This window comes from Spongorhabdus nitratireducens, assembly GCA_947387575.1.
Taxonomy (GTDB): Bacteria; Pseudomonadota; Gammaproteobacteria; order Pseudomonadales; family Endozoicomonadaceae; genus CANDOC01.
This window is the reverse complement of record CANDOC010000004.1, coordinates 224,491-248,194: the sequence shown is the minus strand read 5'-3', so window position 1 is coordinate 248,194 and position 23,704 is coordinate 224,491. Positions and strand designations below refer to the sequence as shown.

Sequence of the window (23,704 nt, the reverse complement as noted above, 5' to 3'; positions counted from 1 at the left end):
TGCCGCTCGAGCGCTTGCTTGAACGGCACAGGGATTCCCGGGGTCAAATCGGGTAACCATAGGTAAACTCGACAGGCAGCATGGATATGAGTCTACGTGAGTGGCTGTTAATAATTGGAGTCATTGTTTTGATTGGCATTCTGGTGGATGGATTCCGAAGGATGTGGCTGGCGCGCAAGCGTGCCAATGAACTTCGCTTCGGCCTCGAAGAAGTCAAAGGCAGTGCGGAAACCTACGGCAGTGAACTGCCCAATGGCGGTGCCCGCGTGTCACGCACGGAACAGGCCAAACCGCAGCCCCAGCAGGAAAGGCGCCAGCGTATCGAGCCTGATTTCAGCGATCCCCTGGGTGACATGGGTGGCAGCTCTTCAGAAATTTCCAGCCCCCGTCCAGCCGGAAACAAGGCAAGCCGGGACCATACCGGAAACGACGACGCCCAGGTTTCCCTCTCAGATGATTTCTCTGCCCATTCATTCAATGAACCGGCTTTCAATGAGCAGCCCTTTAACGATCAGACAGTTAAAGAGCAGCATACCCCCCATATCGACCAACTCGAATTTCCGGAAGCGAAGCCTGAGCCTGAGCCTGAGCCTGTAAAACAGGAAACAGACGCCTTTCTGAAAACCGAGACCCATACTCCAGGCGGGATTGAAGATGTTTCAATCACCCGGCCACTGGCAGCCGAACCCGAGATTCCTGCAGAACTCAGTAGTGACAGTCTGTTTGCCGATGCTGCAGACAGTCGCCGCAGTCATGCAGAACCTGAGCCGGCCAAAAAATCGGCTGAAGCCAAACAGGCTACTGATCCACGCCCCAAACCTGATGAATATTTTATTATTCATGTGTTTGCCCGGGAAGAACGATTTACCGGTGAGCAGCTGCTGCAACAGGTAATGTCCCGCGGCCTGCGCTTTGGTGAGATGAATATCTTCCACCATTTCATGGAGCAGAACGGTCGGGATGTGATCGAATTCAGCATGGCCAATGCGGAAGAACCCGGCATTTTCAATCTGGATGAAATGGAGCAGCTGGAAACCACCGCGATCAGTTTCTTTATGAGCCTGCCGGGACCGGATGCGCCGGTCAAAACCCTGAACCGGATGGAAAAAACCGCGCGTGGTATGGCTGAAGCTCTGAACGGCGAGCTGAAGGATGAAAACCACAGCGTCTTTACGCAACAGACACTGGAACATTATCGCCAGCGTATCAGGGACTATGAGCGGAAGCAGCTGACAATGCCTAACCTGAACGACTGATATTCATTATTTAAACAGCACAGGGGTCCTTTCCTGCATTTCCCTGTGCTGACTGTGACAAGGCCAGCTGTTATAAAGGCAGACCGACGGCCTTGTTGCAGTGAAGTTCAAAGATATTAAATCCCCATGAATACAACTGAAATCTCACCTCATCAGCGTATTTCCACTCTGCGCGAACAGCTCGACCGCCATAATTATCAATACCATGTGCTGGATGAGCCGGAAATTTCTGACGCTGAATACGACATTCTTTTCCGCGAACTGCAACAACTGGAACAGAATCACCCGGAACTGGTGCAATCTGATTCACCGACCCAGCGGGTGGGTGCTGCACCACTGGAAGGCTTTGGCAGTATTCAACATGAAATACCGATGCTGTCGCTGGATAACGCTTTCAGTGATGAAGAGCTGGGCGACTTTAACCGTCGGGTCAGTGAAGGTCTGAAGGCAGCCGGTGCTATCGAGTATGCCTGTGAGCCCAAACTCGACGGTATTGCCGTCAGTCTGCTATATGAAGACGGGCGTCTGATTCGTGGCGCCACTCGAGGCGATGGCTATACTGGCGAAGATATTACCCAAAACATTCGAACAATACCGTCTATTCCGCTGAAGTTGCGCGGCACCGGCTGGCCGGCACGATTGGAAGTTCGGGGTGAGATTTACATGCCCAAAGCCGGCTTTGAAGCTTTGAACCAGCGCCAGCAGGCAAAGGATGACAAACTGTTTGCCAATCCCCGCAATGCCGCCGCCGGCAGCCTGCGTCAACTGGATTCCAAGGTCACTGCCGAGCGCCAGCTGGAAATGTGTGCCTACAGTGCAGGGATTGTTGAAGGAGGTTCACTGCCTGAAGCTCACGGCGCCATTCTGAAGCAACTGAACCAGTGGGGTTTCCGCATTAACCCGGAAATGGATGTTGTTTCCGGGGTCGAAGCCTGTGTCGACTACTACAACAAGCTGGAACAAAAGCGTGAGCAGTTGCCGTACGAGATCGACGGCATTGTTTTCAAGGTCAACAATCTTGCGCAGCAACAACAGCTGGGGTTTGTTGCACGGGCCCCACGCTGGGCTATTGCTCGTAAATTCCCGGCACAGGAAGCTACGACTGAACTGCTGGACGTCGAGTTTCAGGTAGGCCGAACCGGTGTATTAACGCCAGTTGCTCGGCTTAAGCCGGTCTTTGTTGGTGGTGTTACCGTCAGCAATACCACCCTGCACAATATGGATGAAATCGAACGACTGGATCTGCGGATTGGCGATACGGTTGTCGTCCATCGTGCCGGTGATGTTATTCCCAAGGTTGCCCGTGCCCTGGCCGACAAACGCCCGGAAGACGCTCGGGAAATTGTACTGCCTTCCAGCTGTCCCGATTGCGGTTCCGATATTGAACAGGAAGAAGGCGAAGCAGCAGCCCGTTGCAGTGGCGGCCTTTACTGCCAGGCTCAACGCAAGGAAGCGATCAAACACTTTGCTTCTCGCAAGGCGATGGATATTGAAGGTCTGGGTGACAAGCTGGTCGAACAACTGGTCGATCAGGAACAGATTAAAACTGCAGCGGACCTGTTCAGCCTGACCGAAGCCCAGCTGGTTCGTATGGAAAGAATGGGCCCCAAGTCAGCTCAGAATCTATTGAAAGCGTTGGAAACCAGCAAAAAAACCAGCCTCAACCGGTTTATCTTTGCCCTGGGTATTCGTGAAGTCGGTGAAGTCACTGCACTGAACCTGGCCAACTACTTTGGCAGCCTTGATGAACTGCGAGTGGTCACAGAAGAGGCTCTGATTGAAGTCGCCGACGTTGGCCCCATTGTCGCTGCCCATATTGCCCGCTTCTTCAAACAACCCCATAACCTTGAAGTGATCGACAGCCTGATTGCCGCCGGTATTCACTGGGAAAAACCGGTCAAACAGGATGCATCAGAACAGCCGCTGGCTGGACAAAGCTGGGTACTGACCGGTACGTTACAGAGTATGGGGCGTAATGACGGTAAGAAACTGCTGCAGCAACTCGGTGCCAAGGTTGCCGGCAGTGTATCCGCCAAAACCACCGCACTGGTCGCCGGCGAAAAAGCCGGTTCAAAGCTGAAAAAAGCAACCGAGCTGGGTATTCAGGTTCTGGACGAATCAGCATTTATCGAACTGCTAACGGAGCATGGATTGCAACCATGATACACAGGGGCGGCCGGTTAAAGTCTTGCAGTATTATTCTGTTCTGTCTGATTCTGGTCGGCTGTGCCGGCACGACAACCCGTCCGCCATCCAAACCCCACAACCTGTGTCATATGTTCAAAAACCAGTCCGGCTGGCACCGGGCTGCAGTGAAAAGCAATAAACGCTGGGGGACGCCTGTCCATGTCATGATGGCCATCATGCATCAGGAGTCTTCCTTCAAGCACAACGCCCGCCCGCCAAGAAAACGTTATCTTGGTTTTATTCCCGGTCCACGACCGTCCACTGCATACGGCTATGCCCAGGCACTGGATGGCGTTTGGCAGGAGTATCTGAAAGAAGCCGGCCGCTGGTTCGCAAAACGGGATGACTTTGCTGACGCGATTGATTTTATTGGCTGGTATACCCGCAAATCACGCAAGGTAAACGGTGTTTCCCTGTGGCGGGCAGATCATCTCTATCTGAATTATCACGAGGGGATGGGAGGCTATCGCCGGGGCACTCACAAAAAGAAGAAATGGCTGTTGAATGTCGCCAATAAAGTACACTGGCGCGCAAAAGAGTATGGACAGCAGCTTCGCACCTGCCGTGGCCTGTAATCATCAGGCCCGCTTTTCCTTCAAAATTGAATGAGAATAGTTATCACACACTAACTTTTCATAAAACAGGCATATTGAATATTTGTTTTTTAACTCGTGCCTAGTTGTGACATCAATCAAGTAATGAATCCCTGAAAGACTGACAATTCCTTTACACACAAAAAATTCTTAATTCTGTCAGTCACACACAATACGAGCACCAGGGATCTGCCATGAGAGTTCTTAAACAGCTGCTCCAATTTGCTTCCAAGCCAACGGCCCGGTATTCGGCTGGCGGCCTTATCATTTTTGGCATTGTTTTCGGTCTGGCCAGTTGGGGAACATTTAACTGGACCATGAGTGCCACCAGCACTGAAGAGTTCTGCATCAGCTGTCATGAGCTGGAACAGAATGCCTACGCCGAACTGCAAGACACCATTCACTACAGCAACAGCACCGGCACCCGCGCCACCTGCGGCGACTGTCATATTCCTCACGATTTCGTCGGCAAGGTACTGCGGAAGATAGAAGCGGCACGTGAAGTTTACGGCCACTTCACCGGTATTATCGATACGCCGGAAAAATACGAAGAACATCGTCTGGCCATGGCTGAACGGGTGTGGGACAAGATGCAAGCCAATGATTCTGCTGCCTGCCGTCACTGCCACGTCAATCTGGAAACCTCTCTGGATAACCAGTACGAATGGGCGCGCGTCAATCACCAGAAAATGATTGATGAAAAGCTGACCTGCATCGACTGCCATCAGGGTATTGCACACAAGCTGCCCAATACCAAGCTGATGAAAAAGCCGATTCCGGCTGAGTAACGATCATGTCTGGAGCAATCGGCAACCTGCTGCTTTGGCTGGCACTGGCACTGACCGCCCTGCAACTTCTGCTGTTGCTGGCGAAAAAGCCGGTGGCTATTGCCAGCTACCTGCCTGCACTCGTCTTTCTGACTCTGTCTGGTGCCATGGCCATTCTGATTATGGCGCTGGTGCAGCATGACTTTTCCCTTGCCTATGTCGTCAGTCACAGCAGTGTACGCCTGCCTTTGCTCTATCGTGTTACTGCCGCCTGGGGTGGGCATGAAGGTTCACTGCTGCTCTGGATTGCGTTACAGGCTGGCTGGGTTGCTGCTTTCAGCCTCTCCCGCAGCATTCAGCCTGCCGCACTGAAACGGCTGGGTCTGGTGTTTATGGCACTGGTCAGTCTGGGTATGCAGCTACTGCTGTTGCTCTCTTCTCCCTTTGTCAGCACTGCCGGGGATATTCCTCTGGACGGCAAAGGACTTAACCCGATGCTGCAGGATGCGGCACTGGCGGTTCATCCTCCGGCACTGTATCTGGGATATGCCGGCGCTACAGTTATCTTCGGTATCGCCATGGCCGCCATGTGGCTTCAGCTGCCTGCGGAGAAATGGACCGCTATCATCCGCCGGCACTTGTTACTGTGCTGGACCTTCCTGACCGCCGGCATTGTACTTGGCAGTCAGTGGGCGTATATCGAACTGGGCTGGGGCGGTTGGTGGTTCTGGGATCCGGCCGAAAATGCTTCACTGATGCCCTGGCTGACCATTACCGCGCTGATTCATCAGTTATTACTGTGCAAGCGCTGGCCTGAAGCCATCAAGGGTGTAGTGCTGCTGACAATTACCAGTCTGGCGCTGGTACTGGTCGGGATGTTTATTGTCCGTTCCGGTGTCCTGTCTTCAGTTCATGCCTTTATCGTCAATCCGGCCCGGGGTATTGCTATTCTGGCACTGCTGATGCTGACTGCCGGTACCGCGTTTACCCTGTACGGCATTCGCCCTCCGGTTATTTCAAAAGCACTGACGCTGCCCCGGAAGATCAATATTCCCCTATTGATAGTTGTGCTCTGCCTGCTGGTTGCCTGTGCCACAGTGATACTGGGTACTGTTTACCCAATCATTATTATGGCGGCCGGGCTGGGCTCTATTTCTGTGGGTGCCGCTTACTTCAATACCTTTTTTGTTCCGCTGGCATTGTTGATGGGCGCAGCATTCTGGCTGTCATCCGGTCGGAAAGGTTCCAGCATTAAAAATCTTGTACTCCAGTTTACAGGCTGTGCTGCACTGGCTCTGGCCGTTACCTGCACCGTAATAGCTTTTGACTGGACAGCTTGGGCAGCGATCACCATCTCACTGCTGGTGCTGACCGCCAGCTTCAGCCGCTGGAAACAGGGTTACTCTTTTGCATCCTGCCTGACTCATGCCGGACTGGGGCTGGCTATTGCCGGTTCTGCATTCTCAATGATCGGTATGCAGCAAACCGAGCAAAGGTTATATCCGTGGCAGTCTGCCCAGCTGGGGCACTATCAGGTTGAATTCGGCGGAACAACACCCCGTATGGTGAATAACTACCTGTCCGATTACGCCTTCTTTGATGTCACCAGAGAAGATAAAACCGACACCGTTATTTCCGAAAAGCGTTTCTATCCCTACTTCGATCTGGCACTGACTGAAGTAGGCATCAAGTCTTCCGTTTTTGAAGATGTCTACATCGCGCTGGGACAACCCTACGGCGATGGTTCCTGGTCAGTACGGATCAAACTGATACCGTTTATCAGCCTGCTGTGGAGCGGCGCGCTGTTAATGATTCTCGGGGGGCTGCTTACCCTCCTCCCTACCCGACAAAGCATAACAACACACACTTCCTTTCAGGACAAATTGCACGCAATTCATACAGGAGAACGTTATGAACACTAAACTGCGGGCGTTTATAAAACGGGGTTCCCCGCTACTCGCCGGTCTGCTGGCGGTAGCCATGACAGCAGGCGCAGCCGATCCTGCAGATAAAACCTTCGAATCTCGCAACGACATGTTTAAAGAAGGTTTTCCACGCCAGCATGCCAGCTGGAAAAGTACTGCTGATATGGACTTCCACAGCAAACATCTCGGCAATACATTTGAAGATGTACTGGAAAAGGACCCGCGTCTGGTCGTGCTGTGGGCCGGTTACGGTTTCTCCAAGGACTACAATGCGCCACGCGGCCATATGTATGCGATTACTGACGTACGTAATACGCTCCGTACCGGTGCACCCAAAACTGATAAAGACGGCCCGATGCCCAGCGCCTGCTGGAGCTGTAAGAGCCCGGACGTTCCGCGCCTGATCAACAAGATTGGCAAGGAAGACTACTTCAGTGGCAAGTGGGCCTCCAAAGGCTCCGAAATTGTTAATCCAATTGGCTGTGTAAACTGCCATGATGCCGGTGAAGGCAAGAACATGTCGCTGAAACCGGGCAACCCTTGGCTGAAAGACGGTCTGGCCAGCATGGGCGAGGATATCAGCAAGGCTTCCCATCAGGATATGAAGTCACTGGTCTGCGCTCAGTGCCACAGTGAATACTACTTTGCCGGCCCCAACAAGGAGGTCACTTTCCCATGGAAGAACGGCCTCAAGGTTGAGGATATGGAGAAGTACTACGATGAGCTGGAGTTCAAGGACTGGACCCACAAAATATCCAAAACTCCGATGCTGAAAGCACAGCACCCGGGCTGGGCAATGTGGAAACAGGGCGTACACGGCAAGAACAATGTATCTTGCTCTGACTGCCATATGTCCAAGAAGCAGGACAAGGGTGTGACCTTTACTGACCACCGTGTCGTAAGTCCGCTGCGTGATATCGAAGGCACCTGCAAAACCTGCCACAGCCAGGACAAGGCGTATCTGCTGGAAGCCACCTACACCCGTCAGGAACAGATCGACGAGATCAAGCTGAAAGCTGAAGATCTGCTGGTTAAAGCGCATATCGAAGCCAAGGCTGCCTGGGATGCCGGTGCAACTGAAAAAGAAATGGCCAACGCCCTGAAGCTGATCCGTCACGCTCAATGGCGCTGGGACTTCTCCATTGCCTCTCACGGTGCATCTTTCCACGCGCCTGAAGAAGCCCTGCGGATTCTGGGTACTGCTGTAGAGAAGGCTGGTGAAGCCCGTCTGGAAATCGCCCGGGTACTGGCCAAACACGGTATCAACGACGCTGTTGCCATGCCGGATCTTTCTTCCAAGGCCAAGGCTCAGGCGTTCATCGGTCTGGATATGGAAAAACTGGTGAAAGAAAAGGAAGAGTTCAAGAAAGAAATCCTGCCGAAGTGGGATGCTGAAGCGAAGGAGAAAGGTTTGTTGTAATTGCTGACCTGACTTCTTTTTCAAGCCCGCTGTTACGTTTGTAGCAGCGGTTTTTTGCTATCTGGCGATATTAAATCATGAACATATAGGACTAATTCTCCAAATATCATAATCCGAATAACCTGAAGCCACCCGAATTAAAGATTTACTGCTTATTCATATGATGATAGATATGTAACGACTGGTAAAATTCAGCTTCTAAAGCTGTCATGCCGAATACAATAAAAAAGATACTTCTTTTTCTTTTAAGCTATCAATAATCTGCTCATGAATTCTCAATGCTTCCTTCATTTGAAAAAGGAAGTGATTAAAAACCATTATTCCAGAGGCATTTATTTTTGCTTGAGTGGTAATATAAGCCTCATTTGACGGAACAGAAATTGAATCATCAAACTCTACAGAAACCCTCACAAACTGACTTGAATCATCAAGATTAAGCCTGTTAATCAAGACCCTCAATGTATCTTTTATTCCGTCGTCATATATATCCTTTAAATTTATTGACATATTAGCAGCAGCGTATCGCCCATACTCATATTTTATTACCACGACCCTAAATGCATATTTATCTTTGATTGCATCAACAAAAAAATTATTTTTTGACCAATAATGTGTATCTGTGACCCTGAACCCATTTCCAATAAGTAGTTTAGAAATGACCTCAACTGAAAGATCACTTTCAGAGATAACTATATTCATTTTTCAACTCGCTAAAGAAACACTACTGAGCTTCAAATTATAAATATTTTCTCTTACTAATGAGGCATAATAGCAAACTGTAAATTTAAAATATTTTTCACCGGTCAGAATATGATAAGGCTATTCATTTAAAATACATACAGTGACTACCATACCTCTTTCTTAGACTGAACATACATACTCACAAAACCATGAGAAGAGCTCTGATTTGTCCACAACTCTACTACATCTCAAATCTGATCTATCAGATATTCAAACTTGTGGAAAATTAGAGAACATGCATTCTGTGTTCAACATCAAGCATATCCACGCATTGCCCAACAGGTTGATATTGCTATATTGAGAGCTTTTTACGAGAGCTGAGTAATGGCGGGTATTTTCAGGGGGGTGGTTAACCTCTTTACGGTCTTTGGCATCATTGTCCTGGTCGGATGTATTGTCGGTATTTCACAGGCGGAAAAGTCAGGTGCCTGGATGATGCTGCTGGTACCCGGTTTTATCTTTGGGCTGTCACTCCTGCTCTCCAGATACAGCGGCCACGGCTGGAAGCTCTGGATAAAAAAGCAGCGCCCGGGGCAGTAGAGACCTTGCCCATTCGACTGGATATAAAAAAGGCGCTGTATCACTATTAATACAGCGCCTTTCATTACTCAGAATACCGTAAGCTATTAACCCTCGATAATAACCTGAGCTGGCTGATCAGAACCCTTGTTGTATCCCGGTACAACAGATTCATAATCCGCATTCATCACATCACCGGACAGTGAAACTCTGGCCACGATATCAAACTTCTCATAGTCGGATACCTTGAGTCCGTCCATCATGGCATGAGTGTCATTCAGCTCGACTTTCAGCGGCAGCTGGGCAACTGTTAACGGCATAACGGCCAGCGGCATTTTGCTGCCACCGGATGCTCTTGCAAACAGGTAGACGCGGGTTTGCGGCGGCAGATCCTTCAGCTTGCCACCCAGTTCGACATAAACCTGAATACCATTGCCAGCTGTTGCCTTGTCGGTGCTAACCACCGGCAGATCGTCTACATTTTCGCCCTGCTCTTTCAGGCGGGCACGGGCCTGTTCAATACCGGCCAGCAGTGCCTGACGGCCTTCCTGGGCAGTGGTGCCTTCCAGCAGTTTCTGCCAGACCCGGATCGCCTCGCGATAATCACCTTTCTCGAATACCGCAATACCACGAATACCCAGTGCGGTGCGGTTATCCGGATCAAGCTGCAGCGCCCGCTCAACCATTTCAGCGACGACCGGCGTCATACGGTTGTCGTTTGCCAGCAGACTGGCCTGAGCATACTGGCTCATGATTTCGGCATCAGCACCGGTCTGGTCCAGCAGCTTGCGGAAAGCGGCAGCGGCCTTGTCAAATTGCTGCGCAGACATATAGCCCTGGCCCAGCATATACCAGCCCTGAACATTGTCCGGCCGTTTCTGCAGTACGGTTTCCAGCTCGGCCAGCAGTTCCGGCAGGCTTTGCCCGGACTGGGGATTCTGCATTTTCTGCTGGAAGGTCACTTCATCATAAGCGCCCCACTGGAAGTAAAGTCCGATGGCGAACAGTGGCAGAATCGCAACCATAACCAGCGGCAGCGTCAAACTGCCTTTGGATTCAGTCTTTACCTGACCAGCCGGTTCAGCTTCCAGCTCTTCTTCCAGTCGCTTGACCAGATCCTGCTTCTGCTCGCTGAGTTCATCTGCACTCAGACGACCTTCTGCATGTTCGGTTTCCAGCTCACGCAACTTGTCACGATAAACCGCGGCATTGGCATCTTCCAGCACACCTTCGGCCGCACTGTCAGCCAGGTTGCGCTTCTGATACATCCGTGCTGGTACCAGCACAAACGCGGCGGCAATGATGATCATCAGTGCCGCAACAATCCAGAATTCTGTCATCAGTCACGCTCCTTCAGCATCTGCTCTGCCCGTTGCATGCGTGCTGCCTTGTCTTCCTGCGTGGTCTCTTCAGGCTCGTCACTGACGGCTGACGTCTGGTTTTTGCGCACCATTCGCATAATCGCAAAAGCACCCAGCAATAACAGCAGCAGCGGCCCGCCCCAGAGAATCCAGGTGCGGTTGGTCAACGCCGGGGTATAGCGGACAAAGTCACCGTAACGCTTGACCATGAAGTTGACGATATCATCGTCGGAATTACCTTCCTGAATCATGCGGTGAACTTCCCGGCGAAGGTCTGTCGCAATCGGCGCATCGGAATCGGCAATCGACTGGTTCTGACACTTGGGGCAACGCAGCTCGTCGGTCAGGCTGTAGAACCGGACCCGGTCTTCCGGCTTGTCAAAGTTATAAACTTCAACATTGGCCTGAAGTGCAGCACTGAAAACCAGTGCTGCCAGTGCCGCAATCAATGTATTAAATACTCGACCTTGCACGTTTACTTCACCTGCAGTTGTTCATAGCGGGGCTTGAGAATGTCTTGCCATACGTTCTCATCAACAATCCCGATATGCTTGTAGCGAATCACACCTTCGGCATCGATCAGATAGGTTTCCGGTGCACCGTAAACCCCCAGGTTCAGACCCAGACGGCCATCTTCATCGGCAATATTGAACAGGTAGGGGTTGCCCAGCTGATCCAGCCATCGCAGTGCTTCAGCCCGGTCATCCTTGTAGTTGATGCCGATAATGGCAACACCGCGCTCGGCCAGATCGGTCAGGAACGGGTGCTCCACCTTACAGGCTATACACCAGGTGGCCCAGACGTTTACCAGAGCCGGTTTGCCGATAATGACATCCTTGCGGGTAATCACCTGACTCGGATCTTTCAGGCCGACCGCCTGAAACTCCGGAAACGGCTCATCCAGCAGTGCCGAAGGCAGGTCGGTCTTGTTCAGGAACAGGCCGACATACAGGAAGCCGCACAGCACCAGAAAGATGCCCAGCGGCAGGAACAGTTTCAGTCGTGAATTCTGTTTCATCAGGCCATACTCCCTGCTTTTTCCATGGCTGCATTCCCGGCCTTTTGCTTGCTGTTTTTCTTGACGGCAATCCGGTAACGGCGGTCAGCAACGGCCAATACACCACCCAGCGCCATCAGGATTGATCCCAGCCAGATCCAGCGTACATAAGGTTTGACGTGTAGCCTGAGAGACCAGGCGCCGTTATCCATTTTCTCGCCCAGCGCAACATACAAGTCTTCAAAGAAACCGGCCTGAATGCCCGGATCACTCATCACCTGTCCGCGTACCTGATACATCCGCTTTTCCGGGTTCAGCACGGTGACCTGTTCGTTATCACGATACACCCGCAGGGTACCGATATCGGCCAGATAGTTCGGACCGGCTCCGCGAGACACACCTTCAAACTTGAAAGTGAAGTCGCCGACCTGAGCCTGTTGCCCCGGTGTCATGCGAATATCAACCTGCTGGGAGTAGTTGGTGGTCATCACCACACCGACAATGCTTACAGCCAGACCCAGGTGGGCCAGATGCATGCCATACAGCGACGGTTTCAGCGATGACAGACCCGCCCACAGGGTTGGCTTGTTACGGGTCTTGGCGCGCAGATCCAGCAGAATACCGGCCACAATCCACAGTGCTACAACAAAGGAAATCAGTGCTTGCCAGGTGAAGTCACCCTTGACCATCAGGCTCAGGGCAACCCCCAGTACTACACTGCCGATTGCCGAGAACATCAGCTGACGACCCAGCCAGCTCAGCAGGGATTTCTTCCAGTTGGCAATAACGCCCACGGTCATCAGCAATCCGGTCAACCAGCACAGTGGTACAAACAGGAAGTTAAAATAGCTCGGTCCCACAGAGATCATGTCATTCCACAATGCCTGATACAGCAGCGGGAACAGGGTACCCAAAAGTACCACCGCCAGTGCTACGGCCAGCAGTACATTGTTACCCAGCAGCAGGGTTTCACGGGACAGTGCCGAGAACTCACCTTTGGATCGAACGACAGGTGCCTTAAATGCATACAGTGTCAGGGAACCACCGACAACCAGCAGCAGGAAGCCCAGTACGAACATACCGCGGCCCGGATCAGCCGCAAAGGCGTGTACCGAAGTCAGCACACCGGAACGTACCAGGAAGGTACCCAGCAGACTGAGGGAGAAGGCCAGAATCGCCATCAACACGGTCCAGCTCTTGAATACACCGCGCTTTTCGGTAACCGCCAAACTGTGTACCAGTGCGGTACCGGCCAGCCATGGCATCAGGGAAGCGTTTTCTACCGGATCCCAGAACCACCAGCCGCCCCAGCCCAGCTCGTAGTAAGCCCACCAGCTGCCGAGGGAAATACCCAGGGTCAGGAAACACCATGCAACGGTTGTCCAGGGTCGGGACCAGCGCGCCCATGCGGCATCAAGACGGCCACCCAGCAGGGCAGCAATCGCGAATGCGAAGGCAACAGAGAAGCCGACATAACCCATGTAGAGCATCGGCGGATGGAAGATCAGTCCAGGGTCTTGCAGCAGCGGATTCAGGTCACCACCATCGGTTGGCGGGAACGGCAGATTGCGCAGGAACGGATTGGATGTCATCAGTACGAACAGCAGGAAGCCGACACTGATCATCCCCATCACACTCAATACCCGGGACACCATCACCAGTGGCAATGACTTGCTGTAAAGACTGACCGCAAAGCCCCAGGCACTCAGAATCAGTACCCACAACAACAGCGAGCCTTCATGTCCGCCCCAGACGGCACTGACCTTGTATTCCAGCGGTAGCGCCGAGTTGGAGTGATTGGCCACGTAGGCCACACTGAAATCATCGGTGGCAAATGCCTGCACCAGGCAGAGAAAAGCCAGTAACAGAAAGAAGAACTGCGCCCAGCTCAGCGGGCGCGCCATGGCCATCCATACCGGCTGGTTGCGCGAAGCGCCTGCCAGCGGTATTACTGCCTGAAATACTGCCATGGCGAGTGCCAGTATCAGGGCCAGTTGTCCTAGCTCGGGGGTCACTGCTGGGTCTCCCCTTCTTTCTTCACTGCTTCAGCGTCCGGTTTTTCTGCACCGTAACCTGTCGCAGGTGTGTTTTCGACGGCACCGGGATGGGCTTCATCAATCGCTTTCTGTACTTCCGGCGGCATGTAGTTTTCATCATGCTTGGCCAGCACTTCAGAGGCATTGATTACGCCGTTTTCCATCTTGCCGGTGACGACAATACCCTGCCCTTCACGGAACAGGTCCGGCAGAATGCCACGGTACTTGACCTTGACCACGGCCTGGTTGTCGGTCACTTCAAACTCAACATCCAGTCCGTCTTCGGAACGCTTAAGCGAGCCCGGAACTACCAGACCACCACCACGCAGGCGCTGGCCTTCCTTTACTTCACCGGCCGCAATCTGGCTGGGAGAGTAATACAGGTTGATATTCTCTTTCAGCGCCATCAGCACCAGACCAGCCGCCAGTGCAACCCCCAGTACAATCAACAGTACAGCTATCAGTCGACGTTTTCGTTGTGGATGCATTAAACACTTTCTCCGTGAGCTGGCTTCATCGGTGCTGACCGCTGTACAGGTTTTGTTTTCGGTGCAGCGGTTTCCCGGCGCATTTGCCGGCTGATGCTGGCCTGAATCCGACGCTTTTCACGCCAGGGCCCCACCAGGTTAAAGATCACAACCAGGGCAGCGACGGCATAGCTGGTCCAGACATACAGTCCGTGCCCCCCCATCGCGATAAAGCTCGCAAAATCTTCGAATGCCATAACTACCTCAGCTAAACAATGCTCTGACCCAACGGGTACGCTGCTCGCGGTGCAGGATTTCATTTCTCAGGCGGAGAAAGAACACCGTCAGGAAGAACAGGTAAAAGCCGGCCATACAGATCAGCAACGGGATCAGCATTTCAGGCGCCATGGCGGGCTTTTCGGTCAGTTTCAGGGTTGCGGGCTGATGCAGAGTGTTCCACCACTCCACCGAGAATTTGATAATCGGAATGTTGACGACGCCGACCAGAGCCAGAATGGCGCAGGCCTTGCTGGCGGTCTGCTGACTTGGAAAGGCATCACGCAGGGCAATAATACCGATATAGAGAAACAGCAAAATCAGCATGGCGGTCAGACGGGCATCCCATACCCACCAGGTACCCCAGGTCGGCTTGCCCCAGACGGCGCCGGTGACCAGTGCCATCACGGTAAAGGACGCACCGATCGGCGCGCCGCATTTCAGCGCCCAGTCAGCCAGCTTCATCCGCCAGATCAGTGCCACGGCACCGGCCACAGCCATCATTACATAAGTGGCCTGAGCCAGGAATGCAGACGGCACATGAATAAAGATGATGCGGTAGCTGTTGCCCTGCAGATAATCGGGTGGCGCAAACAGCAGTCCCCATACCAGTCCCACTGTCATCAGAATTGCACTGGAGATCACCAGCCAGGGCAACCAGCGGCCACTGATCTCATAAAACCATTTGGGCGAGCCCAGCTTGTGAAAAAAAGTCCAGTTCATATCGTTATCGCTATGTACGCATATCCTCGTACATCATCCTCGTACAGGGGTCAGCTTGAAAATTGCGGGGAGTGTACCATAACTCCCCGGATTTAATTTTGTGCTTGTCATATTCCGGTATTGTCTCATTCCTGCATATCACTCAAGCGAGATACGCAGTGCTCCGGCAATGGCAAAAGGTCCGAGTGTCAACGCCAGCATAAGTAACGAACCCAGCCAGTAGATATGCCCAGCCCATGATAGACCGTCCAGCGCTGCCAGCACGGCACCACTGCCAAAAATAAGAATCGGGATATACAGCGGCATCACCAGCAGCGATAGCAAAACACCACCGCGACGCAGACCAACTGTCAGTGCCACACCAATGGCACCGAGAATACTGAGAATGGGTGTACCCACCAGCAGACCGGCAAACAGTGCTTTTCCAGCCTCAAAAGGGAGGTGCAACAGCAGCGCCAGCAACGGGCTAAACAGGGTCAGCAACAGACCGGTCAGCAACCAGTGCGCCAGCAGTTTTGATATCACCATCAGTGACAGCGGATGGGGCGCCAGCAATAACTGTTCAAGGCTGCCGTCTTCGAAGTCGGAGCGGAATAGACTGTCCATCGAAAGCAGTACTGACAGCAGTGCTGCAATCCAGATGGCACCACCGGCCATTTCGATCAAGGAATCTTTCTGCGGTGTAATCGCCAGCGGGAACAACATGACAATCAGCAGATAGAAGAACAGCGGATTGACCCAGTCACCCTTGTTGCGAATTGCCAGCAGCATATCCCGACGCAGCAGGGTCATAAATGCCTGACCGGAAGATACGGAATGTGATTGTGTAATTGTGGAATGTGTAGTTGCGGAAGAAGTGGTCATTAAAAGTCCTCCTCTTCCTGGATCAGTTGATCAGCTGTGGGCACAAACTCACCCAACTTGATTGACTGGAAGGTGCAGTTGTCCAGCACCATTTCATGGTGGGTAGTCAGTACCACGATGCCGCCCTGGTTGGCGTGATCGATCAGTCGCTGTTCCAGCTCATGGACACCGCTGATATCGATAGCAGTAAAAGGTTCGTCCAGAATCCACAGCTGACCGGCATTATCGTTATTCACATGACGGTTAAGCAGCAATCTTGCCAGTGCAACCCGGCGTTGCTGACCGGCAGACAGCCGATAGCAGGGCACATCTTCAAAACCTCGCAGGCCAACATCGGCCAGCAACAGTTCCAGCTCTTTGCGCTCAATGTTCACATGCAGACCGGCATACCAAGCCAGATTTTCAGCCGCGGTGAGACTCAGCTTCACACCGGGCTGGTGTCCGCAGTAATTCAGATGGGAAAGATAGAGATGACGTTCTTCAATTATTGACTGGCCCGCCCAGAAGACTTCACCTTCAGCTGCAACCCCCAGCCCCCCGAGGATTCTCAGCAGTGTTGTTTTACCACAGCCATTGGGTCCTTCAATGCGGGTAATACTGCCTTTGGGGCAGGTAAAGGACAGGCCTGAAAACAGTACGCGTTCATCACGCTCACAGGCAAGATTGACAACTTCCAGCAAGGGCAGCTCTCTTGGTTTTGATCTTCATCGCAACTCTGAGCAAATCCAGAGTTATCTCTTTATACAGTTGACCACGAAATATTGACCAGAATACGTGACCCAAGATACAGCGCCTGCCGGGAATGACAATGCGTACATAGCGGCACAGATTACGAGTCCTGTCGAATATGTGTGCAGCATTCACTCTGGCGTCTTGCCAGACTGGTCAAAGGCATCACCAACATTTGTCCGGAGGGGTCGGACCTGCATAACCGGTTCGGATTATACATAAAAAGATATTGCCAACAGCAATGATCAAGGTCATTTTTATGCAAGGAAGGAATCAGGACAGGTAAAACCCGCTTCCAGGCACAACCTGAAAGCGGGTTTTATCGAAGACAGGGTAAAAAACTAGCAGGTTTTGGCGTCAGATGCGGGCAGTTCTGCCTGTGCCAGACAAGCCGGGTCACGCTCTGCTGTCAGGTCCACCGGAAAGTCCTTTGACAGCCAACTGAAGTAGCCTTCACGCAGATAAAAGATACGCTTGTAACCCCAGAGTGATGCCAGATAACTCGCGAAAGCACCCTGCATGTGATACGAACTGTTGCCGTAGATCACCATCGGAGTTTCCCGGTCGATATCATCCCGGTAGCTGAGTTGTGAAAAGGCCGATCCCAGATCAAGGCTGTGAGCACCTTCAACATGCCCCCATTCCCATTGTTCCTGGGGTCTGACATCAAGGAATACGGCTCCGGCTTCATACAGATAACGTGCCTGATGCACATTGACCGTAATGACACCGTTAATACTGGTAGGCGCTTCAGTGGCAGCTGATGGAACAGTTTGCAGCAGTGACACCACAAACATCAGGCAACAACCGAAGGTGCGTGAACTCCATTTCATAAACACCTCGAATGTACAGCGGTATTATTCAGTTAAGCAGAATGCTGTCCATTCGGTCATAACTAATCCGCATATTGTGGACCTGAGGATCAGGCCCACTGGGTCATTCTGGCCCGCAGCCGCTGGGCTGCCTGGCTGTGAATCTGACTGACCCGGGACTCACTGACGCCGAGCACCTTACCTATTTCCTTCAGGTTGAGCTCTTTCTCGTAATACAGCATCAGTACCAGCTGTTCCCGTTCCGGCAGGGTTTCGATGGCATCAATCAGGGCATTGATGAACTTCTCATCCTGGGCATCAGCCTGGGGGCCACGATCGCGGGAAGAAGGCTGAACCCTGGACTCTTCACTTTCAAACACTTCCTCAAAGCTGAACAGGCGGCAGCCGCGCAGGTCATTCAGCATGGCATAGTATTCGTTGAGGCCGACTCCCAGCTGGTCGGCAACTTCAGAATCCTTGGCATCGCGTCCGTTTTTGGATTCGATCACCTGAATCGCTTCACTTACACGGCGGCTGTTGCGATACACCGAACGGGGTCCCCAGTCTCCACGACGGATCTCGTCCAGCATCGCACCCCGGATCCGGATTCCGGCGAAGGTTTCAAAGCTGGCGCCTTTCTCGGCATCATATTTCTGGGCGGCTTCCAGCAGACCGATCATGCCGGACTGAACCAGGTCATCCAGCTGGACGCAGGCTGGCATTCTCGCAGCAAGGTGGTGGGCAATTCGTTTAACCAGAGGGGTGTGTTTCTCTACCAGTGCAGTCATCGTGGCCCGACTGGTACCTTTTGAGCTTTCGTCCTTGAGTAGCGCATCCATTGATCAGATCCTTTCCCTGTGATCCTGATAACCGGCTGTCTTTCACAAACTTGTCAGTAAAAAACAACCGGCCTGAATAAATGCTCCGGGCCCGGCACGATCCCTGTGCCTTTGCGAATGCCCGATGGAGACAGTCCCCTAAAGTAATTCAAGTTATGTGCCAACTTGAACGCGGGCACAGGCGACTGTTACTGGTCTCCAAATTAGGCAGCTAAAACAGCACTTTATGAAATTCGCAAAATACTGGCGCTGGTAAAGTGTCAAAAAACAGATAAGCAAACCGGCTTTTAGCCGCACTTTTGCCGTTATTTTTTTGTCGTTATAACCATCATTGCCAAAATCGTGACAATTATTTTTATTAGAGTGACGGAATTCATCACATATTTGCCACACTCGCTCAGAAAAACAACTCGGGGGTAATACACAGGTAAGAGCTGAGAGTCGAACCGGCCAATTTCTGAAAGCCGGTTACTTCCATTTAAACAAAATTTTCGCGCATAAAAAAACTGGCAAATGCCAGTTTTTTTATTTTTTCTGAAGTTTTCTGTTTTGCCTTAACGTTGCATGCCGTACTTTCTCATCTTTTCCACCAGCGTTGTGCGGCGGATATGGAGTTTGTCAGCAGCCCGCGATACCACACAATTACAGTCATCCAGCGCCTGGCGAATCAACTTTTTCTCCAGTTTCGCCAGAAAATCTTTCAGATTGATCCCTGACATGGGCAGCACCGCCAACTCATCCAGCCTGCCATTCTCTCCGGTAGGAACGCTGTCAGGAAACATTTCGGCAATGCCGTCATCATCCTGACTTTCCTGCAAATGGCGGAAAGACTCGGGCAAATCCTTTACGCCAATCACACCCTGCGGGTACATAATCGCCATCCGCTCCAAGAAATTCGACAACTCCCTGACATTTCCCGGCCAGTCATTGCGACAGAGCGACAGAATGGCTCTGGAGCTGAGCTTGACCGAGCCTTTATGGCGGTTCTCCATCCGGGTAATCAGGTCATTCAGAATTACCGGAATATCTTCAACCCGCTCCCGCAGTGAAGGCATATTGATAGGAAAAACATTCAGGCGATAAAACAGATCTTCACGGAATGTGCCTTCGGCAATCATATGCTCCAGGTCTTTGTGGGTTGCAGCAATGATTCGAACATCAGATTTGATCGGCTGGCCTCCACCTACCCGCTCAAACACCTGTTCCTGTATAACCCTGAGTAGTTTCACCTGCATCGGTAGCGGCATATCACCGATTTCATCCAGAAACAGGGTACCGCCACGGGCCATTTCAAACCGGCCAACACGAGTGTGAATGGCACCGGTAAAGGCGCCCTTTTCGTGACCAAACAGTTCACTTTCCAACAGATCTGGCGGTATTGCACCACAGTTAACCGGCACAAAAGGGCCATTGCAACGATGAGAGTGATCATGCAGATTGCGGGCAACGACTTCCTTACCGGTGCCTGACTCACCGGTAATCAGCACAGTGACATCCTTATCGGCAACCTGTGACATGAGTTGCCGTACTGACTGAATTGCCTGACTACTACCCACCAGGCTGCGAAACAGCTGCAGCTGGGTGTCGTCAATGGGCTGGCGCTTGCTCCATTGTTCTCGATAGAGATCCGCGTAGTGCATTGCGTCTATCAGCTGGTTGTAATTAAAGGTTCCCGGCAGGGTATGAACCACCTGGCGACGACAGACAGGCGGCAAATGAGCAGTGTCAATTTCATGTTCCAGCAGCAAAACCGGGATGCCAGCCCCCAGCTTCTGCTGAATATGGCCCAGCATTCCCGCCAGCGTTGTTTCCGAGTGAATAAAGGAACCCAGAATAACGGCTTCGGTCTTGCTTCGATCCATCTGGGACCAGTCCATTGACCCACACAAATCTGCTCGGTAACCCACAAAAGACAATAATCCAGCCAGCGCCTGCTGACGTTTTTGATCGTCTTCAATGATCAGTATGCGGGTTATTTTATCCATAGGCAGCGAAACCTCGTTATCGCAACGAGGAATTTAAAATCCGTTTTATATGAAGTTTTTATTCCCTTTAGTTTTAAGTAAAGGTGCAGATTTCTGACTCGTCAAACGACTGATCTGCTTTATTTTTTATGTGTCAGGAAGGCGGCAAAAATGCTTGACACAGGTAATCGAAAGAGATTATTAGGCGGATATTATTGAGAATAAAAATCAAAAACCTGCCACCGCTGATCACGATGACAGGTTCAGTTTTTCAGATAGAAGCTGTCAGACTATCAGCCCGACATCAGAAGACATACTGAAGTCGACCGACAACCGCAGAGCCATCATTATCTGCAGTGGCAACATTCTTGATGCCGGTATAGTTATCCAGCTGGCCGGAAACATAGTTCAGGCTGGCACGAATGTTTTTGGTGGGGAAGTAGTTTACACCCAGGGTATAGCTGCTGACTTCGACATCCTTATTGTTGTATCCCTTGGATATTGCACTGTCAGCATCAACGGTCATATCACTGAAGCGGGCAAAGACTTCAATTGAGCCACCTTTGGGCTTGCCAAAAGCTCCGTCCTTATAGGAGCGTTTGCCACCGTCAACCATATAAGACACCTGGCCATAGTAACCACTCAGTTTGACATCACTGTTAGCCGCCTCGGCCTTGATGTTGCGATTAAAGTACTCGGCCTGCAGCTGCAGTGACTGGAACTGCAGCGCAGCTTCCAGAGTATATTCGGTATCATCTTTGGCACTGGCAATATCACTGAACAGACTCTGCTTTTCAGCCTTCTTCACACCAATGCGGGTCTTGGCTGCGCCAACCGCATTTTTATCCGGGTTGGCGTTGTAATAGTTCACCCCCAGATGCACCAGCATGTCATCCGTCATCACCGGCGCAAATGTACCCCTCATAGCGAATCCGAACTGGTCTTTTTTACTGTTTTTGACATCCTTGTTTTCATCCTGACGATGGACACCCAGTGCCACGGTATAGTTTTTACCCGCTGTTGCTACTTCAATACCGTAGTCATTACCTTCATCACCGTTCAGGGCATCGTAAATCATCGGTCGCTCGATACCCATGATCCAGGATGAGCTGGTTGTATTTTCCAGGCCATAGTCAAAGCCCCAGCGACCTACAGTAATGTCTACCGGCTTGATGCCTGTATAGGTGATCTTGGCATCACCCAGCTCTATTTTGTCATCACTGTCTTTTTCCAGCTTCAGCTTGTACTTCCAGTCATCATATGCCTTGCCGCTCAGCCCAATTTCAGCCCGACGAATGTAACCGGTACGACCACTGCGTTTTTCGGTTGCAGATGCCGCGTTTTCCTGTGCATAGATATCGTCATAGCCGGCATAGTCCCACTGCAGCTTGCCACTCAGTTTGAATGAAAACTGCTTGTCCGCGGTTTCCAGTTTCAGTCCACCCTTGGTGCTGATAATAATGTCTTCACCATCGGTTTTAACGACACCGGCAGTCGCCTGGGTTGTCAGGGCAATGGCAGCAACCAGTGGCAGCAGTCTGGATTTCATTATGGAATCTCTCCAACAGGTTTTGTGTTGTTTTTTCTTTGATGGAAGGGCAGCAGATAACCGGATGCACTCAGTTCCCTCTGAAGGCAATTCCGGTTTAAAGCCACACCGAATGGAGAGATATATTCCGGTTAGAGTGTTGCAGCGGGATGACGTTAAATTGACGTAAAAATGACGTGTATTTTAAGGAAATATGACATCAGTCTGATAATTGGCTGTCAGTTATTCGACTGCTTACCATCCTGATCGGTGAATTCAGCCTGAATCCACTCTTTAATAACCACCAGCTCTTCTTCTGCACTGACAGCAAAACCCAACAGAGCCAGAGAGAAGCAGATAATAGTGGCGGCAAGGGCAAGCTGATTAACAGGGCGTTCCATTGAAGGGCTCCAGAACAAAAGCAGGGTTCATTCTCGAGCTGTCGGCAGGGTCGCAATTTCCTTTAGGGTAAAGCCAGAGGCAACAACCGCCAAAACAAGAAAGGTTTCGGCGGTTATCAGAATCAAGAAAACTTATATACGTTCAACCACAACACTACCAACAGAATAACCGGCACCAAAGCTGCAGATTACGCCTTTATCACCCGGATCAAGATCCTGACTGTGCTTATGGAAGGCAATAATCGAACCTGCAGAGCTGGTATTGGCATACTCATCAAGAATAACCGGTGCTTCTGTAGCTTCAGGCACCCGGCCCAGCACTTTCTTGCTGATCAGCTGGTTCATACTGAGGTTGGCCTGATGCAGCCACATTCGGCTCAAAGCGTCCGGCTGAAGCTCCAGTTCCTGCAAATGCTGCTGAATATGCTCTGCCACCTTGGGGCAGACTTCTTTAAATACCTTGCGACCATTCTGGACAAACAGCTTGTCCTTTTGACCAATACCGGACTCATCGCAATGGTTCAGAAAGCCGAAGTTATTGCGAATATTGCTGGAGAAACCGGTCCAGGTTTTAGTACCCAGTACCCGGAAAGCATTATTCAGACGCGCTTTGTCTTCTGCTTCGACAACTACGGCAGTGCAGGCATCACCAAAAATAAAATGACTGTCACGATCACGAAAGTTCAGGTGGCCAGTACAAATTTCCGGATTCACCATCAACACACACGACGCCGAACCACTTTCAATGGCACTGACTGCTGCCTGCAGACCAAAGGTGGCAGATGAACAGGCAACATTCATATCGTAACCGAAACCGCCGGCACCCAGATGGTGTTGTACTTCAACAGCTACGGCCGGATAAGGGCGCTGCATATTGGAGCAGGCAACAATCACCATATCCACATCCTGGGGAAGACGACCGGCACTGTCCAGGGCCTGATTTGCGGCCTTCAGTGCCATCTCGCACTGAATGGAAGGCTCTTCATTTGAGCGCTCGGGAATACGTGGGCGCATACGTTCCGGATCAAGAATACCTTCCTTATCCATCACATAACGACTGCGAATACCCGACGCTTTTAGAATAAATTCAGCATTGGATTCAGGCTGGGGTTCAATTTCCCCTGCAGCGATGGCCTGTTCATTGTCCTTGTTATACTGCTGAGACCAGGTATTAAATGATTCAACCAGTTCATCATTGGAAATACTGCTGTCTGGGGTGAACAGCCCGGTTCCGCTGATAACCGCCTTTTTTGTTGTCATAACCTGTTTATCCCCCTCTATCGTGCAGCTTCCGCTGCA

General features: G+C 51.5%; 23 protein-coding genes. 7 read left to right on the top strand and 16 right to left on the bottom strand.

The window, feature by feature from the left end; translation table 11 throughout:
* Positions 1-86: 86 nt before the first annotated feature.
* The 6 genes from zipA to nrfA all read left to right on the top strand — a co-directional run bounded on the left by zipA (position 87) and on the right by nrfA (position 8,148).
* A complete protein-coding gene (gene zipA, locus ACYZZ0_RS09565; protein WP_461536392.1) occupies positions 87-1,256 on the top strand; it encodes a cell division protein ZipA in 1,170 nt (389 codons plus the stop codon).
* A gap of 126 nt (positions 1,257-1,382) precedes the next feature.
* Complete coding sequence (gene ligA / locus ACYZZ0_RS09560; protein WP_461536391.1) at positions 1,383-3,419, top strand: NAD-dependent DNA ligase LigA; 2,037 nt, start codon at positions 1,383-1,385, stop codon at positions 3,417-3,419.
* The gene (locus tag ACYZZ0_RS09555; RefSeq protein ID WP_461536390.1) at positions 3,416-4,018 is read left to right on the top strand and encodes a transglycosylase SLT domain-containing protein; all 603 of its coding nucleotides are present in this window, start codon (positions 3,416-3,418) and stop codon (positions 4,016-4,018) included. Before ligA ends, ACYZZ0_RS09555 begins: the two co-directional genes overlap by 4 nt.
* A 212-nt stretch (positions 4,019-4,230) precedes the next feature.
* Positions 4,231-4,824, top strand: coding sequence for a NapC/NirT family cytochrome c (locus ACYZZ0_RS09550; protein ID WP_461536389.1), 594 nt, complete (start codon positions 4,231-4,233; stop codon positions 4,822-4,824).
* A gap of 5 nt (positions 4,825-4,829) precedes the next feature.
* Positions 4,830-6,725 carry a heme lyase CcmF/NrfE family subunit gene (locus ACYZZ0_RS09545; RefSeq protein WP_461536388.1) on the top strand — a complete coding sequence of 632 codons (1,896 nt, stop codon included), beginning with the start codon at positions 4,830-4,832 and terminating at the stop codon, positions 6,723-6,725.
* On the top strand, positions 6,715-8,148 hold the full coding sequence (gene nrfA / locus ACYZZ0_RS09540; protein WP_461536387.1) for an ammonia-forming cytochrome c nitrite reductase: 1,434 nt from the start codon (positions 6,715-6,717) through the stop codon (positions 8,146-8,148). The genes ACYZZ0_RS09545 and nrfA overlap by 11 nt, the downstream gene beginning before the upstream one ends.
* Before the next feature lie 207 nt (positions 8,149-8,355).
* On the opposite strand, the gene ACYZZ0_RS09535 is transcribed toward nrfA, so the two are convergent.
* Positions 8,356-8,847 carry a hypothetical protein gene (locus ACYZZ0_RS09535; protein ID WP_461536386.1) on the bottom strand — a complete coding sequence of 164 codons (492 nt, stop codon included), beginning with the start codon at positions 8,845-8,847 and terminating at the stop codon, positions 8,356-8,358.
* Between the two features lie 366 nt (positions 8,848-9,213).
* Here ACYZZ0_RS09535 and ACYZZ0_RS09530 point away from each other — a divergent pair, with 366 nt between their 5' ends.
* On the top strand, positions 9,214-9,429 hold the full coding sequence (locus ACYZZ0_RS09530; protein WP_461536385.1) for a hypothetical protein: 216 nt from the start codon (positions 9,214-9,216) through the stop codon (positions 9,427-9,429).
* Between the two features lie 86 nt (positions 9,430-9,515).
* Here ACYZZ0_RS09530 and ccmI read toward each other — a convergent pair whose 3' ends face one another.
* From ccmI to ACYZZ0_RS09455, 15 genes are all read right to left on the bottom strand, one after another.
* Positions 9,516-10,748, bottom strand: a complete 1,233-nt coding sequence (gene ccmI / locus ACYZZ0_RS09525; protein WP_461536384.1) for a c-type cytochrome biogenesis protein CcmI — start codon at positions 10,746-10,748, stop codon at positions 9,516-9,518.
* Complete coding sequence (locus tag ACYZZ0_RS09520) at positions 10,748-11,242, bottom strand: cytochrome c-type biogenesis protein (protein WP_461536383.1); 495 nt, start codon at positions 11,240-11,242, stop codon at positions 10,748-10,750. Before ACYZZ0_RS09520 ends, ccmI begins: the two co-directional genes overlap by 1 nt.
* A 2-nt stretch (positions 11,243-11,244) precedes the next feature.
* Positions 11,245-11,787 (bottom strand): DsbE family thiol:disulfide interchange protein, encoded by a 543-nt coding sequence (locus tag ACYZZ0_RS09515; protein ID WP_461536382.1) that lies wholly within the window; start codon positions 11,785-11,787, stop codon positions 11,245-11,247.
* A complete protein-coding gene (locus tag ACYZZ0_RS09510) occupies positions 11,787-13,781 on the bottom strand; it encodes a heme lyase CcmF/NrfE family subunit (protein WP_461536381.1) in 1,995 nt (664 codons plus the stop codon). Before ACYZZ0_RS09510 ends, ACYZZ0_RS09515 begins: the two co-directional genes overlap by 1 nt.
* A complete protein-coding gene (ccmE, locus tag ACYZZ0_RS09505; RefSeq protein WP_461536380.1) occupies positions 13,778-14,290 on the bottom strand; it encodes a cytochrome c maturation protein CcmE in 513 nt (170 codons plus the stop codon). Before ccmE ends, ACYZZ0_RS09510 begins: the two co-directional genes overlap by 4 nt.
* A complete protein-coding gene (gene ccmD / locus ACYZZ0_RS09500) occupies positions 14,290-14,526 on the bottom strand; it encodes a heme exporter protein CcmD (protein WP_461536379.1) in 237 nt (78 codons plus the stop codon). The genes ccmE and ccmD overlap by 1 nt, the downstream gene beginning before the upstream one ends.
* A gap of 7 nt (positions 14,527-14,533) precedes the next feature.
* Complete coding sequence (locus tag ACYZZ0_RS09495; protein WP_461536378.1) at positions 14,534-15,268, bottom strand: heme ABC transporter permease; 735 nt, start codon at positions 15,266-15,268, stop codon at positions 14,534-14,536.
* A 138-nt stretch (positions 15,269-15,406) separates the two neighbouring features.
* Positions 15,407-16,132 (bottom strand): heme exporter protein CcmB, encoded by a 726-nt coding sequence (ccmB, locus tag ACYZZ0_RS09490; protein WP_461536377.1) that lies wholly within the window; start codon positions 16,130-16,132, stop codon positions 15,407-15,409.
* Positions 16,132-16,812 carry a cytochrome c biogenesis heme-transporting ATPase CcmA gene (gene ccmA, locus ACYZZ0_RS09485; protein WP_461536376.1) on the bottom strand — a complete coding sequence of 227 codons (681 nt, stop codon included), beginning with the start codon at positions 16,810-16,812 and terminating at the stop codon, positions 16,132-16,134. The genes ccmB and ccmA overlap by 1 nt, the downstream gene beginning before the upstream one ends.
* 390 nt (positions 16,813-17,202) lie before the next feature.
* Positions 17,203-17,694, bottom strand: coding sequence for a rhodanese-like domain-containing protein (locus ACYZZ0_RS09480; protein ID WP_461536375.1), 492 nt, complete (start codon positions 17,692-17,694; stop codon positions 17,203-17,205).
* An 89-nt stretch (positions 17,695-17,783) separates the two neighbouring features.
* Positions 17,784-18,512 carry an RNA polymerase sigma factor FliA gene (locus ACYZZ0_RS09475; protein WP_461536374.1) on the bottom strand — a complete coding sequence of 243 codons (729 nt, stop codon included), beginning with the start codon at positions 18,510-18,512 and terminating at the stop codon, positions 17,784-17,786.
* A gap of 554 nt (positions 18,513-19,066) precedes the next feature.
* Positions 19,067-20,497 carry a sigma-54 dependent transcriptional regulator gene (locus tag ACYZZ0_RS09470; RefSeq protein WP_461536373.1) on the bottom strand — a complete coding sequence of 477 codons (1,431 nt, stop codon included), beginning with the start codon at positions 20,495-20,497 and terminating at the stop codon, positions 19,067-19,069.
* A 283-nt stretch (positions 20,498-20,780) separates the two neighbouring features.
* A complete protein-coding gene (locus ACYZZ0_RS09465) occupies positions 20,781-22,025 on the bottom strand; it encodes an OprO/OprP family phosphate-selective porin (RefSeq protein WP_461536372.1) in 1,245 nt (414 codons plus the stop codon).
* Between the two features lie 218 nt (positions 22,026-22,243).
* Positions 22,244-22,405 (bottom strand): hypothetical protein, encoded by a 162-nt coding sequence (locus ACYZZ0_RS09460; protein ID WP_461536371.1) that lies wholly within the window; start codon positions 22,403-22,405, stop codon positions 22,244-22,246.
* Between the two features lie 132 nt (positions 22,406-22,537).
* Positions 22,538-23,665 carry a beta-ketoacyl-ACP synthase III gene (locus tag ACYZZ0_RS09455; RefSeq protein WP_461536370.1) on the bottom strand — a complete coding sequence of 376 codons (1,128 nt, stop codon included), beginning with the start codon at positions 23,663-23,665 and terminating at the stop codon, positions 22,538-22,540.
* Positions 23,666-23,704 lie beyond the last annotated feature (39 nt).